The sequence below is a fragment of the Halomonas sp. 3H genome (assembly GCF_024206005.1).
In the GTDB taxonomy this organism is placed as follows: domain Bacteria; phylum Pseudomonadota; class Gammaproteobacteria; order Pseudomonadales; family Halomonadaceae; genus Halomonas; species Halomonas campaniensis.
On sequence record NZ_CP100360.1, the window covers coordinates 1001496 to 1017909 of the forward strand.

The window sequence follows — 16414 nt, forward strand, 5'->3', positions numbered from 1 at the left end:
TCCCGTTTTCCCCCTTCGCTGTGAGGCTCTTCATGTCGCGGCAACTGCTGGCCATGGCCCTGGCTCCCCTGCTGGGGCTCTTTATCCTCGGCATCGGCAACGGCTTTCTGGCCACGGTGATCACCCTGCGCCTGGACGCCGCCGGCCAGTCGGCGGTGGTGATCGGCTGGGTCTCCTCGGCCTACTTCATCGGCCTGGCGCTGGGCGCCATGCTCAACGACCGCCTGCTGCTGCGCATCGGCCATATCCGCGCCTACGGCAGCTTCGCCTCGCTGGTGGCGGTCACCGTGCTGCTGCAGGGGCTGGTGGAGCATCCCTGGGCCTGGTTCGTGCTGCGCCTGATCGGCGGCTGGGCCACGGTGGGGGTCTACCTGGTGATCGAGAGCTGGCTGCTCACCGCCGGCGAGCAGAAGGTACGCGGTCGCCTGCTGGCGCTCTACATGATCTCGCTCTATGCCGCCGGGGTGCTGGGCCAGCTGCTGCTGGGCGTCACCGAGGCCCTGGGCGGAGCGGCCTCCTTCATGGTGATCGCCATGCTGGCTTCGCTCTCGGTGCTGCCCATGGCGATGATCCCGCGGGTCTCGCCGCTGATCGAGAAGGCCGAACCGCTCTCGCCGCTACGCCTGATCACCCTGACTCCCACCGGGGTGATGGGCAGCTTCGGCTCGGGAGTGGCGGTTGCGGCGGTCTACACCCTGCTGCCGCTCTACCTGCAGCGCATCGGCCTGCCGGTGGACCGGATCGGCCAGATGATGGCGGTGGTGGTGCTGGGGGCCATGCTGCTGCAGTACCCGGTGGGCCGCTGGTCCGACCGCCACGACCGGCAGCTGGTGCTGATCGCCATCGGCGCCTTCTGCACGCTGATCTCGGCGGCGGTGCTGTGGCTGCCGATGAACCTGTGGATCCTGGCCGGCCTGCTGTTCCTGCTGGGCGGCGGGGTCTTCTCGCTCTATCCGGTGGCGGTGGGCCACGCCGCCGACCGTGCCCCGGCCGGAGCCCTGGTGCGCATGAGTCAGGGCCTGCTGCTGATCAATGCCATCGGCTCGGCGCTGAGCCCGCCGCTGGTTTCGCCGGTGATGGGGGCGCTGGGCGATGCCGGCCTGTTCTGGGCCTTCGGCGCCATGGGCCTGTTCCTGGTGGCCTTCTTCGGCTGGCGGCGCAGCGTGCGCCCGGCGCCGGTGCCGGTGGCGCCGTTCTCGCCCTCCACCCCGATGTCCTCGGTGGGCGCCGAGCTGGCGGTGACCGAGGAGCTGGTGCAGGGGGCCATGGAGCACGAGCACATGGAGGACCTCTCCGGGGCGGTGCCCGAGGTGGAGGTGGCCGAGCCGCTGGTCGGCCCGCCGCCCCCCGACGAGGCGCATATCGCCTACTTCGACGAGCCCGAGGCGGCCGAGGCGCCCGCCCAGGAGGAGCTGCCCGGCATCGAGCCGCTGCCCGCCCGGGGCTGAGGCCGGGACGGCGGGACCAGGGGTAAGACCTTGGGATAATGGCCGGCGAAAAGTAGTGAATCTACTATCGCCGTTATCATTTTCCCCAGAGGTGCTTCCATGACCCCCTTTGTCGCTCCCGTCCGTGACCTCCGCTTCGTGCTGGAGGAGCTGCTCGAGCACGGCTCGCTCTCGCTGCCCGGCTTCGAGGAGGCCAGCCCCGACCTGGTGGAGGCGGTGCTGGAAGAGGCCGCGAGGCTGGCCGGCGAGGTGTGGGCGCCGCTCAACGCCAGCGGCGACCGTCAGGGCTGCACCCGGCGCGACGACTGTGGCGTGACCGTCCCGGAGGGGTTCGCCGACGCCTACCGCGCCTACGCCGAGGGCGGCTGGAACGGCATCGGTGTCTCCGAGGCGCTGGGCGGCCAGGGCCTGCCCGAGGTGGTGGCAAGCTCGGTGCAGGAGATGCTCCACGGCGCCAACATGGCACTCGGCCTCTGTCCCATGCTCACCGCCGGGGCCATCGAGGCCCTGGCCCACCACGGCAGCGACGAACAGCAGGCCACCTACCTGCCGAAGCTGGTCGAGGGCACCTGGACCGGCACCATGAACCTCACCGAGCCCCAGGCCGGCTCGGACCTCTCCAAGGTGCGCACCCGCGCCGTGCCCCAGGAGGACGGCAGCTACCGGCTGTTCGGCCAGAAGATCTACATCACCTGGGGCGAGCACGACGCCGCCGAGAACATCATCCACCTGGTGCTGGCGCGAAAGCCCGATGCCCCCGAGGGCAACAAGGGCATCTCGCTGTTCCTGGTGCCCAAGTTCCTGGTCAACGTCGACGGCAGCCTGGGCGAGCGCAACGACGTCACCTGCGCCTCCATCGAGCACAAGCTGGGCATCCACGGCTCCCCCACCTGCACCCTGAGCTTCGGCGAGGGGGAGGGCGCCGTCGGCTACCTGGTGGGCGAGGAGGGGCGCGGTCTCAACCACATGTTCACCATGATGAACGAGGCCCGCCACAAGGTGGGGATCCAGGGCATCGGGGTGGCGGAGCGCGCCTGCCAGCACGCCTTCGCCTACGCCCTGGACCGTACCCAGGGGCGCAGCCCGCGATCCGGCCGCAACGACTGCACCATCAGCGACCACCTGGACGTGCGCCGCATGCTGCTCTCCATGCGGGCCCGCACCGACGCGCTGCGTGCCCTGGCCCTCTACTGCGCCGCCCAGCTCGACCTGGCTCGCCACGCCGCCGACGAGGGCGAGCGCGTCGCCGCCCAGGCGCGGGTCGATGTGCTGATCCCGGTGGTCAAGAGCTTCTCCACCGATCAGGCCGTGGAGGTCGCCTCGCTGGGCATCCAGGTGCACGGCGGCATGGGCTTCATCGAGGAGACCGGCGCCGCCCAGCTGCTGCGCGATGCGCGCATCGCCCCCATCTACGAGGGCACCAACGGCATCCAGGCGCTGGACCTGGCCGGGCGCAAGCTGCAGCGCGACGGCGGCGCGGCCCTCGAGGGCCTGATCGACCGGGTGGAAGCCACCGCAGCGGCCCTCGCGGCGAACGCCGACCATGCCGCCCTCGGCGAGAGTCTGGCCGCGGGCGCCGCCGACCTGCGCGCCGCCATGGCCGCGGTGCTGGAGGCGGGCGCCGACCCCGAGCAGGGCGCCGATGCCGTCCAGGCCTACGCCACTCCCTTCCTCAACCTGGCCGGCCACGTGCTGTGCGCCTGGCAGATGGGCGAGGCGGCCCTCAAGGCCAGCGCGGCCATCGCCAGCGGCCGTGACGAGCCGTTCTATCGGGCCAAGCAGCAGAGCGCCGACTACGCTATCCGTCAGTGGCTGCCGGTGGGCCGCGCCCAGCGCGCGGTGATCGAGGCCGGCATGGCGAGCCTCGCCGCCTTCGACGCCGCCGCCCAGTAGTTCCGCCTTCCTTTCGCCGCCGGCCCCGCGCCGGCGGCGTGCTTCCCGGACACACCTCCACGGAGCCAATCATGAGCCAGAGCATCTTCGAACAGGGCCTGCCGCAGACGCCGGCCAACCACGTGGCGCTGTCGCCGCTGACCTTCATCGAGCGCACCGCCTCGGTCTACCCGGACTACCCGGCGGTGGTCTACGGCGAGATCCGTCGCGACTGGGGCACCACCTGGGAGCGCTGCCGGCGGCTCGCATCGGCGCTGTCGAAGCGCGGCGTCAAGCCCGGCCAGGCGGTGGCGGCGATGCTGCCCAACGTGCCGGCGATGTTCGAGGCCCACTTCGGCGTGCCCCTGGCCGGCTGCGTGCTCAATACCCTGAACATCCGCCTGGACGCCGAGGCGATCGCCTACATGCTCGAGCACGGCGAGGCCAGGGCGATCCTGGTCGACCCGGAGTTCGCCGACGTGATCGAGGAGGCGGTGGCCAAGCTCGACGAGAAGCCGCTGATCATCGACGTGGCGGATGCGCAGTTCCTGGCCGAGGGCCGGTCCATCGGCGAGGTGGAGTACGAGGCGCTGCTGGCCGAGGGCGACCCGGCCCACCCCTACCGGCTGCCCGAGGACGAGTGGCAGGCGATCTCGCTCAACTACACCTCCGGCACCACCGGCAAGCCCAAGGGGGTGGTCTACCACCACCGCGGCGCCTACCTGAACGCCACCAGCAATATCCTGGTGTGGGCGATGCCCCACCACCCGGTCTACCTCTGGACCCTGCCGATGTTCCACTGCAACGGCTGGTGCTTCCCCTGGACCCTCGCCGCCGCCGCCGGCACCAGCGTCTGCCTGCGCAAGGTCGAGCCGAAGAAGGTGATGGACCTGATCGCCGACGAGGGAGTGACCCACTTCAGCGGCGCGCCCATCGTGCTCAACGGCCTGGTCAACCTGCCGGACGACCAGAAGCGCGTCTTCGACCACCCGGTGAAGGTCACCACCGCCGGCGCGGCGCCGCCCGCCTCGGTGATCGCCGGCGTGGAGAACCTCGGCATCGACGTGACCCACGTCTACGGCCTCACCGAGGTCTACGGCCCGGTGACCTCCTGTGCCTGGCGCGAGGCCTGGAACGAGCTGCCCATGGAGGAGCGGGCCAAGCTCAAGTCCCGCCAGGGGGTGCGCTACCACATGCTCGAGGCGCTCTGCGTGGCCGACCCCAACACCCTGGAGCCGGTGCCCAAGGATGGCGAGACCATCGGCGAGATCCTGATGCGCGGCAACAACGTGATGAAGGGCTACCTGAAGAACGAGGCGGCCACCGAGCAGGCCCTGGAGGGCGGCTGGTACCATACCGGCGACCTCGCCGTCTGGCATGCCGACGGCTACATCGAGATCAAGGACCGCTCCAAGGACATCATCATCTCCGGCGGCGAGAACATCTCCACCATCGAGGTGGAGGACGCCATCTACTCGCACCCGGCGGTGGAGGAGGCCGCGGTGGTGGCCAGGCCCGACGAGAAGTGGGGCGAGACTCCCTGCGCCTTCGTCAAGCTCAAGGTGGGCTACGGCGAGGTGACCGAGCAGGAGATCATCGATCACTGCCGCGAGCGCCTGGCGCACTTCAAGGCGCCGAAGACGGTGATCTTCACCGAGCTGCCCAAGACCTCCACCGGCAAGATCCAGAAGTTCGTGCTGCGCGAAGAAGCGCGCAAGCAGTAATTGCCCGGCCCATAAAACCAAGGAGAGAGTGCAATGAGTGAGCAACCGATCGGCGTCGTCGGCGCCGGCACCATGGGGCAGGGCATCGCCCAGGTGCTGGTGCAGAACGGCTTTTCCGTGCAGCTCTATGACGTGGCCGACGCCCAGCTGGAGCGCGCCCGGGGCGCCATCGACAAGGGCCTGGGCAAGCTGGTAGCCAAGGAGAAGCTCTCGGCAGCCGACAAGGACGCCGCCATGGCGCGCCTGGCCACCTCCACCGCGCTGGACGCCTTGCGCGACTGCGAGGTGATCATCGAGGCCGCCCCCGAGCAGCCGGCGCTCAAGGAGAAGCTGTTCCGCGACCTGAGCCGCCTGACCCACGACGCGATACTGGCCTCCAACACCTCGTCGCTGTCGCTGACCCGGCTCGCCGCGGTGTGCGAGCGTCCGGAGCGGGTGGTGGGCATGCACTTCTTCAACCCGGTGCCGGTGCTCAAGCTCGTCGAGGTGATCCGCGCCGAGCAGACCAGTGACGCCACCGTGGCGCGCATCGAGGCGCTCACCGAGGCGCTGGGCAAGACCGCCGTGGCCATCGCCGACTCCCCGGGCTTCGCGGTCAACCGCCTGCTGGTACCGATGATCAACGAGGCGGCCTTCCTGCTGCAGGAGGGCGTGGCCAGCGCCGAGGACATCGACGAAGCCATGAAACTGGGCGCCGCCCACCCCCTGGGCCCGCTGGCCCTGGCCGACCTGATCGGCCTGGACGTCTGCCTCTCCATCATGGAGGTGCTGCAGGAGGGCTTCGGCGACCCGAAGTATCGTCCCTGCCCGCTGCTCCGCCGCATGGTGGCCGCCGGCTATCTGGGCCGGAAATCGGGGCGCGGCTTCCACGTCTACGAATAGCCAGATCCACCGAGATGACCATCGCGAGGTGAGCCATGTTCAAGGCCATAGTGATCGAGAAGCAGGACGGCGAGCAGCGGGTCGGCCTCCAGTCGCTGGAGGAGTCCCGGCTGCCGGAAGGCGACGTCACCGTGCGCGTCGAGTGCAGCACCCTCAACTACAAGGATGCCCTGGCCATCACCGGCAAGGGGCCGGTGGTCAGGCAGTTTCCCATGGTGCCGGGGATCGACCTGGCGGGCACGGTGGAGGCCTCGAGCTCGGACGAGTTCCAGCCGGGTGACAGCGTCCTGCTGAACGGCTGGGGCGTGGGGGAGACCCACTGGGGCGGGCTGGCCGAGAAGGCTCGCCTCAAGGGCGATTGGCTGATTCCGCTTCCCGCGGCCTTCACCGCCCGCCAGGCCATGGCCATCGGGACCGCCGGCTACACGGCGATGCTCGCCGTGATGGCACTGGAGCGCCAGGGGGTCCTGCCGGACCAGGGGGACGTACTGGTGACCGGTGCCAACGGCGGCGTGGGCAGCTATGCCATCGCGCTGCTGTCGCGGCTGGGCTATCGGGTCATCGCCGCCACGGGGCGCCCCGAGGAGGAGGCCTATCTGCGCGAGCTTGGGGCCAGGGAGATCATCGATCGCGGTGAGCTGTCGGAGCCGGGCCGGCCGCTGGCCAAGGAGCGCTGGGCCGGCGCCATCGACTCGGTGGGCAGCCACACCCTGGCCAACGTGCTGGCGGCGACCCGCTATGGCGGCACCGTGGCGGCCTGTGGGCTCGCCCAGGGCATGGACCTGCCCTCCAGCGTCGCGCCCTTTATCCTGCGCGGCGTCACCCTGGCCGGTATCGACAGCGTCATGAAGCCCCGCCCGGCGCGGCTCGAGGCGTGGCGCCGGCTGGGCGAGCTGCTCGACCCCGCCCAGCTGGACGCCATCACCCGGACCATCGGCCTCGAGGAGGCCATCGCCACGGCCGACGAGCTGCTCGCGGGACGCGTGCGCGGCCGGGTCGTCGTCAGCATGGTGTGAGTCTGGTGTGAGCCGGGCCCGACAAAAGAGGGGATTGCCGCCCAACCTAGCGTTCGCTAGGGTTGGGCGGTCCTACTTTCGAACAACAAGCCAAGGAGCCTCACCATGAGCGAGAACCTGATCGACGTCGTCGACAACGCCGGCGTCGTGCGCCTGACCATCAGCCGCCCCAAGGCGCTGAATGCCCTTAACAGCGACGTGCTGGCCGAGCTGGAGCGCGTGCTGTCCGACCTCGAGGCCCGCGACGACCTGCGCGCCGTGCTGATCACCGGCGCCGGCGAGAAGTCCTTCGTCGCCGGCGCCGACATCGCCGAGATGCGCGGCAAGACCCCTGAGGAGGCCCGCGACTTCGCTCGCCAGGCGCTGGCCACCTTCAAGCGCCTGGAGACCCTGCCGGTGCCTACCGTGGCCTTGGTCAACGGCTTCTGCCTGGGCGGCGGCTGCGAGCTGGCCCTGGCCTGCGACTGGGCGGTGGCCAGCGACAACGCCATCTTCGGCCAGCCCGAGGTGCTGCTGGGCGTCATTCCCGGCTTCGGCGGCACCCAGCGCCTGCCGCGCCGGGTCGGCCCGGCCATGGCGCTGGACCTGTGCACCACCGGCCGCAAGGTCGATGCCACCGAGGCCCTGCGCATCGGCCTGGTCAACCGCGTGATGCCCCAGGCCGAGCTCGAGGCCTATGCCGAGGAACTTACCAAGCAGCTCGGCGGCAACGGCCCCCAGTCGGTGCGCGCCGCCAAGCAGGCGATCCACGACGGCATGGACCAGGACCTGGACAGCGCCCTGGCGCTGGAGACCGCGCTGTTCGCCTTCTGCTTCGCCGGCGGCGAGCAGACCGAGGGCATGAGCGCCTTCGTCGAGAAGCGCAAGCCGAACTTCTGATTCGGCCTGCCTGACGTCGAACCGCAGCGCGGCCGTGGCACTCGTGCCACGGCCGCGCTGGTTTCTGCCATCGCCTGTGTCGACGCGCGATCAGGCCAGGTGGTGCACCTCCTGCCGGCCGTAGACGGGGGTGGGGATGCCCTCCATGCGGGCCTTGAGCTGCAGTGACAGGTACTGGGAATAGTGGCGGGACTGGTGCAGGTTGCCGCCGTGGAACCACAGCGCCTCCTGCTGGGTGGGTTTCCACATGTTGCGCAGCTCGCCTTCCCAGGGACCCGGGTCCTTGGGGGTGTCGGAGCCCAGGCCCCAGCACTTGCCGACCTTGTCAGCCACCTCCTGGGAGATGATGCGGGCCGCCCAGCCGTTCATGGAGCCGTAGCCGGTGGCGTAGACGATCAGGTCCGCGGGGAGCTCGGAGCCGTCGGTGAGGGTCACCGAGCGGGGGTTGATCCGCTCGATGCCGACGCCGCTGCGCAGCTTGATCTCGCCGTTGGCGACCAGGTCGCAGGCGCCCACGTCGATGTAGTAGCCGGAGCCCCGGCGCAGGTATTTCAGGAACAGCCCCGAGTCGTCGGCGCCGAAGTCCAGCAGGAAGCCGGCATCCTCCAGCCGCTGGTAGAACTCGGCGTCCCGCTTGCGGATCTCGTCGAACGCTGGCCTCTGGAAGTCGGGCAGCACCTTGTAGGGGATCGAGGCGAAGATCAGGTCGGCCTTGTCATGGGTGATGCCGCTGTTTACGGCCTCCTCGGAGTAGAGCGGGCCGAGCACCACCTCCATCAGCGAATCGGACTTGACGATATGCGTCGAGGAGCGCTGCAGCATGGTGACGTCGGCATCGTTCTCCCACAGCGCGGCGCAGATGTCATGGGCGGAGTTATTGGAGCCCACCACGACCACCTTCTTGCCGCGATAGGCGTCCGGCCCCGGGTGCTGGCTGGAGTGCTGCTGCTCGCCCTCGAAGCTCTCGGCGCCCGGGAAGTGGGGAACGCTGGGCATCCCCGACATGCCGGTGGCCAGCACCAGCTGCTGCGGCCGCAGCGTGACCCGCTCGCCGTCGCGGTTGACCTCGACGATCCACTCACCGGCGGCCTCGTCGAAGCGGGCGCTCTCGCACTCGGTGGCGCCCCAGTAGTTGAGCTCCATCACGCGGGTATACATCTCCAGCCAGTCGCCGAGCTTGTCCTTGGGGGCGAACACCGGCCAGTTCTCGGGGAAGGGGATGTAGGGCAGGTGGTCGTACCACACCGGGTCGTGCAGGCACAGCGACTTGTAGCGGTTGCGCCAGGAGTCGCCGGGGCGCGGGTTCTTCTCCACCACGATGGTGGGCACGTCCAGCTGGCGCAGGCGCGCGGCGAGCGCGATGCCGCCCTGGCCGCCGCCGATGATCACGCAGTAGGGCTGGCGCGTGTAGCCGAGCTCCTGCTGCTCGCGCTGGCGGCCCTCCAGCCAGGTCTCGCGAGACTTGCTGGCACCGTGCTCGGCCCCCTTGGGGCGCCTGTCGCCCCGCGGTTCGGGGTGCTCCTTGAGTTCCTGCATGGTGGTCAGCAGGGTCCAGCACTTGCCGTCCTTGAGCCGTACCAGGCCCTTGCCGCGCGCCACCCCCGTCTCGAAGGTGAACCAGGCCTCGGTCACGCCGTTGGCCTCGCTGGCCTCGCCGTCGATGCGCCAGCGGGTGGGGCGGGTCTCGGCCAGGGTGGCATCGAGCATGGACTGGATCTCGTCCTGGCCCTCCAGCGTCTTGAGGTTCCAGGTGAAGGCGACCAGGTCGCGCCAGTAGCACTCCTCGCCGAACAGGGACAGGACCCGCTGGATATCGCGCTGCTCGAGGGCGCTCTCGAAGTCGCCCAGCCACTGCTGGACGTCCTGGGTCGGCGTGCGTGTCGTCATCGGGAGTCTCCGGTTGTTGTTGGTGGATGACACGCCCTTCCCCTGGCAGGAACCGTGCCAGAAGCATCGCCGGCTGCTGGGTCTTTTTCAGCTTGTTGAAATGCATGGGAAATTGTCGCGGGTGGGCGCCAGGGGCCACGCTCGAGCCAGACGCCGGGAGGGGCGGGACGTGACAGCTGTCACCTGTACGGGGTGGCGCTGGCGTTACACCTGTAACGCCTCGACCAAGGGTGAAGGTCGAACCGATTGACTCCCGCGCGATGCGGCATAGGCTGAGAGCTGGCCTGCCACACAAGGGCAGCCACACAACAACAATCCATGGCCCCGTCGCCACTCCCCTGGACGAAGCGGGGCAATCGGGAGGCGGCCATGACGCTTCGTACCGAACAGCGCCAGCATATCGAGACCCTGATCCGCCTCAGCGAGGGCCGGGATGCCCGCCCGGCCGGCTGTCGCGAGGTGATCCGCCGTTCCTGGCAGCGCTGCGTGGGAGAGTACCGGCTCGACCCCGGCCAGCCCCGGGAGGTACGGGTCCTGACCCGCCAGGCGCTGCAGGAGCACCGCGAACCGGTGGATGAACTGCTCCACGTGGCCCGTGCCGGGGTGGACCAGCTCTATGCCCAGGTCGCCCGGCTGGGCTATGTGCTGTTGCTGACCGACCATCGCGGCATCACCGTGGACTTCCGCGGCCAGCGCGAGCATGACCGCGCCCTGCGCAAGGCCGGTCTCTATCTCGGGGCCGACTGGGACGAGCGCTATGCGGGAACCTGCGCGGTGGGCACCTGCATCCACGATACCCGGGCGATCACCTGTCACCAGAACGAGCACTTCGATGCCACCCATATCGGCCTGACCTGCACGGCGGCACCGATCACCGACCCCCAGGGCGAGGTGATCGCGGTGCTGGACATCTCCGCCCTGCAGTCGCCGCGCTCTCAGGAGAGCCAGAACTTCGGGCTCTCGCTGGTCAACCTCTACGCCCGGATGATCGAGGATGCCTACTTCCTGCATCGCTACCGCGACAGCCTGATCCTGCGCTACGACACCGCCCGGGAGTTCGTCCACCTCAACGGGCGCGGGCTGATCGCCATCGAGGAGGACGGCAGCATCATCGCCGCCAACGGCAACGGGCGGGCCCTGATCGAGGCGCACCTGGCCCGCTGGCCCGCCTGGTCGCCCCAGCGCCTGCCCACGGCTCCCCAGCTCTTCGACGGCGACCTGGGCGATCTGCTGGGGATCCTCGCCACCGGCGAGGACCAGATCCGCGCCTTCCGGGTCCGCGCCAGCGGCACCACCTGTTTCGTCACCCTGGTCGAGGCCAGGCACCGACGCCTGCCGGCACCCACGGCGCACGCCTGTGCGGAGGCGGTGCCGGCCCTGGACGGGCTGGCCGCCGATGACCCGGCCATGAACCGCGTCCTCAAGCTGGCGCGCCGCCTGCGCAACGAGGAGGTGAGCGTACTGGTGACCGGCGAGACCGGCACCGGGAAGGAGGTGCTGGCCCGCGCCCTTCACGACAGCGGCAGGCGGGCGGGGAAGCCCTTCGTGGCGGTGAACTGCGCCGCCATTCCCGAGGCGCTGGTCGAGAGCGAGCTCTTCGGCTACCTGCCCGGTGCCTTCACCGGGGGCCGCCCCAGGGGCATGCGCGGCCTCATCCAGCAGGCCGACGGCGGCACCCTGTTCCTCGACGAGATCGGCGACATGCCGCTGGCATTGCAGAGCCGCCTGCTGCGGGTACTGGCGGAGCGCGAGGTGATGCCGCTGGGCGCCGAGTTGCCGGTGAAGGTCGACATCCGGGTGATCACCGCCACCCATCGCGACATGACACAGATGATCGCCGAGGGGCGTTTCCGCGAGGACCTCTACTACCGCCTGAACGGCGCCCAGCTGCGGCTCCCGGCGCTGCGCGAGCGGGCCGACCGGCACTTCGTGATCCGCAGCGTCTACGAGGGGCTGCTGGCGGAGCGGGACGAGACCCGCCTCCTGCGCGCCGACGCCATGAGCGCGCTGCTGGGCCATGCCTGGCCGGGCAACATCCGCCAGCTCCGTAATGCCCTGAGCTTCGCCCTGGCGACTTCGGAAGGGGAGGAGATCACCGTGCATGACCTGCCGGAGGAGTGCCAGGGGGCCACCCTCGCGGCGTCATCCATCAAGACCGTGGGGTTCGACGGCGCCGTGGCCGATGATGGCCGTGCCCTGCACGACCTGCTCGACGAGGCGCGCTGGAACGTCAGCCTGGTGGCGCGGCGTCTCGGCGTCTCGCGGCCCACGGTCTACCGGCGGATGCGGCGCCACGGGCTGGTGGCGCCCAACCACCGGGCAGGCGGCTGAGCGCTCGCCGGCGACCCGCCAGCGGCGCCGAGTCAGTCTTTCGCCAGGTCGCGGCGCCTCAGGCGCAGCAGGCCGGTGGCCACGGCGGTGCCGGCCAGGGTGATCGCCATGCCGGCCAGGACCTGCAGGCTCAGCCGCTCGTCCAGCAGCAGGTAGCCCCACAGCAGGGCGCTGACCGGTACCAGGAAGGTCACCGTGGAGGTGGCGGTGGCGCCGGCGCTGGCGATCAGACCGAAGTAGAGCAGGAAGGCCAGGGTGGTGCTGAGCACCGCGAGCGCCAGGCCGTTGGCCCAGGCCAGGCCGCTGATCGGCTCGGCGGGCCACAGGAGCAGCCCCGGCACCAGCAGCACCAGCGCCGACATCGCCGAGCTGCCCGCCGCCAGCACCCGCACCGGCAGGTGAGCGAGGTGCATGCGGGCGTAGTTGCTGGCTACCCCGTAGCAGAAGGTGGCCCCCAGCACGGCGAGGATGAACCAGCCGTCGCCGCCCAGGGCGAAGTCCAGCCGGTCCGCCGAGAGCACGTAGACCCCGAAGAACGCCAGGGCCAGCCCCAGGTACTGCTCCCGCCTCACCGGCGTGGCGAAGAACAGCGCCCCGAGCAGGGCGGTGAAGATCGGCGTGGTGGCATTGATCAGCGAGGTGAAGCCGGCCTCCAGCCGTGTGGTGGCCAGCGCCAGCAGCGAGAAGGGCAGCACGTGGTTGATCACGCCCAGCACGAAGAGCCCGCCCTTGTTGGCCCACACCAGCTTCAGGTAGTGCAGGCTGAGCAGCAGCGGCACCAGCAGCAGCGCGCCGATGCCCATGCGCACCAGGATCAGCGGCACGGGCCCGAACTCGGGCACCGCCACGCGCATGAAGATGAATGACAGGCCCCACAGCGAGGAGAGCAGCATCAGGCGCAGGGTATCGGCGGGTGACATTCCGGTTCCTTGGATGGCGACATCGTTCGCGGGGAAACGATCAGGTTACGGCGGCCCGGGGGCGATGGGAAGGGTGCGATGGGAAGTGGGGCGATGGGAAGTGGGGCGATGGGAAGTGGGGCGGTGGGAAGTGGGGCAGCGGGCCGGGCGATCCGGAACCAGCGCGGCCGTGGCAGGCCTGCCACGGCCGCGCTGTATTCACTCCCCGGCGAGCGGGGAGGGTCACCGGACGCCGTTCAGGCGGCGTCGCCTTTCTTCAGCGACTGCATGTCGATGACAAAGCGGTAGCGCACGTCGCCCTTCTGCATGCGCTCGAAGGCGGTGTTGATCTCCTGGATGTCGATCATCTCCACGTCGCAGGTGATGCCCTGCTCGGCGCACAGGTCGAGCAGCTCCTGGGTCTCGGGGATGCCGCCGATCAGCGAGCCGGCCAGCACGCGGCGCTTGAAGATCAGGTTGAAGCCCGCCACCGGCGGCTCGATGGGGTCCATCAGGCCCACCAGGATGTGGGTGCCGTCGTAGCGCAGCGTGGCCAGGTAGGGGTTGAGGTCGTGCTGCACCGGCACGGTGTCGAGCATGAAGTCGAAGGTCTCGGCCACGGCCGCCATCTGCGCCTCGTCGGTGGAGACGACCACATGGTCGGCGCCGTGGCGCCGGGCCTCCTCGACCTTGGCCTCGGAGCGGGTGAACACCGTCACCTCGGCGCCCAGTGCCTTGGCCAGCTTGACCCCCATGTGGCCGAGGCCGCCCATGCCGATCACCCCGACCTTGTGGCCGGCCTTCACGCCGTAGTGCCGCAGCGGCGAATAGGTGGTGATGCCGGCGCACAGGATGGGCGCGGCGGAGGGGAGGTCGATGCCTTCCGGCATGCGCAGCACGAAGTGCTCGCTGACCACGATGCGGTCGGAGTAGCCGCCCTGGGTGAGGCTGCCGTCGTGGCGGTCGTCGCTGCCGTAGGTCATGGTGAAGCCGTTATCGCAGTACTGCTCGACCCCGTCGCGGCAGGGCTGGCAGTCGCGGCAGGCGTCGACCATGCAGCCGACCCCCACCAGATCGCCCTCCTTGAAGCGGCTCACCGCGTCGCCGACGGCGGTGACGCGGCCGACGATCTCGTGGCCAGGCACGATGGGGTAGCGAGTCATGCCCCAGTCGTTGTGGGCGAAGTGCAGGTCGCTATGGCAGACGCCGCAGTAGAGGATCTCGATGGCGACGTCGTCAGGGCGCGGCTGGCGGCGTTCGAAGGAGAAGGGTGCCAGGGGCTTGTCGTCGGCGAAGGCCGCATAGGCGCGGGTCTGGCTCATGTCGGGGGTTCTCCTCGGGTCGTCGGATTCGTGAGGCAAGGCAGGACGCTCGGCCTCACTTGGCGAACTGCAGGCCCATGTCCTTGAACTCCATGGTGTTGTCGCAGGGGGCGAGCAGGAACATGGTGGCCTGCTCGCCCACCTGACCCTGGAAACGCACCTAGGGTTCCATCACGAACTCGGCGCCGCGCTCGCGCGGCCGTTCGGCCAGTGCCTCCCACGGATCCCAGCCGAGCGCCACGTCTAAGTGGGGCACTGGCACGTCGTGGCCGAACACCTCGCCATAGATAAGGGGCAGGCCGCGGGCAGGTCGTGGACCGGGATCGCCAGGTGGAAGGGGAAAAGGCTTACAGCTGAGACAGCAGGGCCTCGGCGCTGCTCTGCTCGACGCTCTTGGTATCGATGCCCAGGTATTTCACCACGCCGTCGTCGACGATCATGGCGAAGCGCTGACAGCGGGTACCCATGCCAGCGGCGCTGGCGTCCTTCTCCAGCCCCAGGGCACGGGTCAGTTCGGCGCTGCCGTCGGCCAGCATGGTGATGGCCTCGGCATTCTGGTCGCGCTGCCAGGCGCCCATCACGAAGGCGTCGTTGACCGCGAGGCAGGCGATGGCGTCGACCCCCTTGGCGTGGATCTTGTCGGCGTTGACCACGAAACCCGGCATGTGGGTGTTGGAGCAGCCGGGGGTGAAGGCGCCGGGCACCGCGAACAGCGCCACCCTGCGGCCCGCGAGGAACTCGCCGGTGTTGAGGTCCTCGGGGCCGTCGGGGCCATTGGTCTTGATGGTGACGTCGGGGAACCGGTCGCCGATGGCAATCGTCATGGGGCACATCCTTCTTCCGATGAAAGGGTTGGATACCTGGCCTGCCAGTCTGCCTTGGCGAGGCGGACAACGCCAAGTGCGCCCGCTCACGCCAAGCCAGTAGCGGCGACACGGCGGCACGCTGTCGGTCCTCCATGGTGCCGCGGCACCCTCCTTGATGTCCGTCATGGTGGAATCGCACACGGCTGCTATAGCTGAAGGGGTCACCTTCCCTCGTCACGTCATTCAGGAGTCCCCCATGCCCGCCATGATGAAAGCCGCCATCTTCGTCGAGCCCGGTCGTATCGAGATCGACGACCGCCCGATCCCCGACATCGGCCCCAACGACGCCCTGATCCGGGTCACCACCACCACCATCTGCGGCACCGACGTGCACATCCTCAAGGGCGAGTACCCGGTAGAGAAGGGGCTGATCGTGGGCCACGAGCCGGTGGGGGTGATCGAGAAGCTCGGCGCCAACGTGCAGGGCTACCGGGAGGGGCAGCGGGTGATCGCCGGCGCCATCTGCCCGAGCTTCACCTCCTACGCCTGCCAGGACGGCTGCAGCGCCCAGGACGGCGGGCACCACGCCCACGGCTACAAGCCCATGGGCGGCTGGCGCTTCGGTAACACCATCGACGGTGCCCAGGCCGAGTACCTGCGGGTCCCCGACGCCCAGGCCAACCTCTCGCCGGTGCCCGACGGCCTCACCGACGACCAGGTGCTGATGTGCCCGGACATCATGTCCACCGGCTTCGCCGGCGCCGAGTCGGCGAATATCAAGATTGGCGACAGCGTGGCGGTGTTCGCCCAGGGCCCCATCGGGCTGTGCGCCACCGCCGGTGCCCGGCTGCGCGGCGCAGGGCTGATCATCGCCGTGGACGGCGTCGACGAGCGCCTCGCGATGGCGAAGAAGATGGGCGCCGACGTGACCCTCAACTTCCGCCAGGTGGACGTGGTGGCCGAGATTCTCAAGCTCACCGGCGGGCGCGGCGTGGATGCCTCCATCGAGGCGCTGGGCCTGCAGCAGACCTTCGAGCAGGCGCTGCGGGTCATCAAGCCCGGCGGCACCCTGTCGAGCCTGGGGGTCTACTCCGAGAACCTCACCATCCCGCTGGACGCCTTCTCGGCGGGCCTGGGTGACCACCGCATCGTCACCTCGCTCTGCCCCGGCGGCAAGGAGCGCATGCGCCGGCTGATGCAGATCATCGACAGCGGCCGGCTGGACCTGGGCCCCATGGTCACCCACCGCTACCCGCTGGAGAAGATCGTCGACGCCTACGACCTCTTCTCACACCAGCGTGACGGCGTGCTCAAGATCGCCCTCGAGGTGTCGTGAGGTCATATGGCA

General features: G+C 69.6%; 12 protein-coding genes and 1 pseudogene. 8 read left to right on the top strand and 5 right to left on the bottom strand.

All coding sequences use genetic code 11. The features are described 5' to 3' along the window. Positions 1-32 precede the first annotated feature (32 nt). From NFC98_RS04785 to NFC98_RS04810, 6 genes are all read left to right on the top strand, one after another. Positions 33-1448, top strand: a complete 1416-nt coding sequence (locus NFC98_RS04785; RefSeq protein WP_254276998.1) for an MFS transporter — start codon at positions 33-35, stop codon at positions 1446-1448. 99 nt (positions 1449-1547) lie between these two features. Continuing rightward, on the top strand, positions 1548-3341 hold the full coding sequence (locus tag NFC98_RS04790) for an acyl-CoA dehydrogenase (protein ID WP_254276999.1): 1794 nt from the start codon (positions 1548-1550) through the stop codon (positions 3339-3341). 71 nt (positions 3342-3412) lie between these two features. After that, the gene (locus tag NFC98_RS04795) at positions 3413-5044 is read left to right on the top strand and encodes an acyl-CoA synthetase (protein WP_254277000.1); all 1632 of its coding nucleotides are present in this window, start codon (positions 3413-3415) and stop codon (positions 5042-5044) included. A gap of 33 nt (positions 5045-5077) precedes the next feature. Further along, positions 5078-5926, top strand: a complete 849-nt coding sequence (locus NFC98_RS04800) for a 3-hydroxybutyryl-CoA dehydrogenase (protein ID WP_254277001.1) — start codon at positions 5078-5080, stop codon at positions 5924-5926. A 35-nt stretch (positions 5927-5961) separates the two neighbouring features. Next, positions 5962-6942 carry an MDR family oxidoreductase gene (locus NFC98_RS04805; RefSeq protein WP_254277002.1) on the top strand — a complete coding sequence of 327 codons (981 nt, stop codon included), beginning with the start codon at positions 5962-5964 and terminating at the stop codon, positions 6940-6942. 105 nt (positions 6943-7047) lie between these two features. Continuing rightward, complete coding sequence (locus tag NFC98_RS04810) at positions 7048-7821, top strand: enoyl-CoA hydratase-related protein (protein ID WP_254277003.1); 774 nt, start codon at positions 7048-7050, stop codon at positions 7819-7821. 90 nt (positions 7822-7911) lie between these two features. On the opposite strand, the gene NFC98_RS04815 is transcribed toward NFC98_RS04810, so the two are convergent. Next, positions 7912-9708, bottom strand: a complete 1797-nt coding sequence (locus tag NFC98_RS04815) for an NAD(P)/FAD-dependent oxidoreductase (RefSeq protein WP_254277004.1) — start codon at positions 9706-9708, stop codon at positions 7912-7914. A gap of 369 nt (positions 9709-10077) precedes the next feature. On the opposite strand from NFC98_RS04815, the gene NFC98_RS04820 reads away from it, so the two are divergent. After that, complete coding sequence (locus NFC98_RS04820) at positions 10078-12039, top strand: sigma-54-dependent Fis family transcriptional regulator (RefSeq protein ID WP_254277005.1); 1962 nt, start codon at positions 10078-10080, stop codon at positions 12037-12039. 32 nt (positions 12040-12071) lie between these two features. Here the strand turns inward: NFC98_RS04820 and NFC98_RS04825 are convergent, their stop codons facing one another. From NFC98_RS04825 to NFC98_RS04840, 4 genes and pseudogenes are all read right to left on the bottom strand, one after another. After that, positions 12072-12959, bottom strand: coding sequence for a DMT family transporter (locus NFC98_RS04825; protein ID WP_254277006.1), 888 nt, complete (start codon positions 12957-12959; stop codon positions 12072-12074). A 236-nt stretch (positions 12960-13195) separates the two neighbouring features. Then, a complete protein-coding gene (locus tag NFC98_RS04830) occupies positions 13196-14260 on the bottom strand; it encodes an NAD(P)-dependent alcohol dehydrogenase (RefSeq protein ID WP_254277007.1) in 1065 nt (354 codons plus the stop codon). A gap of 55 nt (positions 14261-14315) precedes the next feature. Next, positions 14316-14590 (bottom strand): annotated as a pseudogene (locus NFC98_RS04835) (hypothetical protein). Between the two features lie 17 nt (positions 14591-14607). Beyond that, positions 14608-15084 carry a peroxiredoxin gene (locus tag NFC98_RS04840; RefSeq protein ID WP_254277008.1) on the bottom strand — a complete coding sequence of 159 codons (477 nt, stop codon included), beginning with the start codon at positions 15082-15084 and terminating at the stop codon, positions 14608-14610. A gap of 238 nt (positions 15085-15322) precedes the next feature. On the opposite strand from NFC98_RS04840, the gene NFC98_RS04845 reads away from it, so the two are divergent. Continuing rightward, positions 15323-16402: an NAD(P)-dependent alcohol dehydrogenase gene (locus NFC98_RS04845; RefSeq protein WP_254277009.1), complete on the top strand. Its 1080-nt coding sequence runs from the start codon at positions 15323-15325 to the stop codon at positions 16400-16402. Positions 16403-16414: the final 12 nt, after the last annotated feature.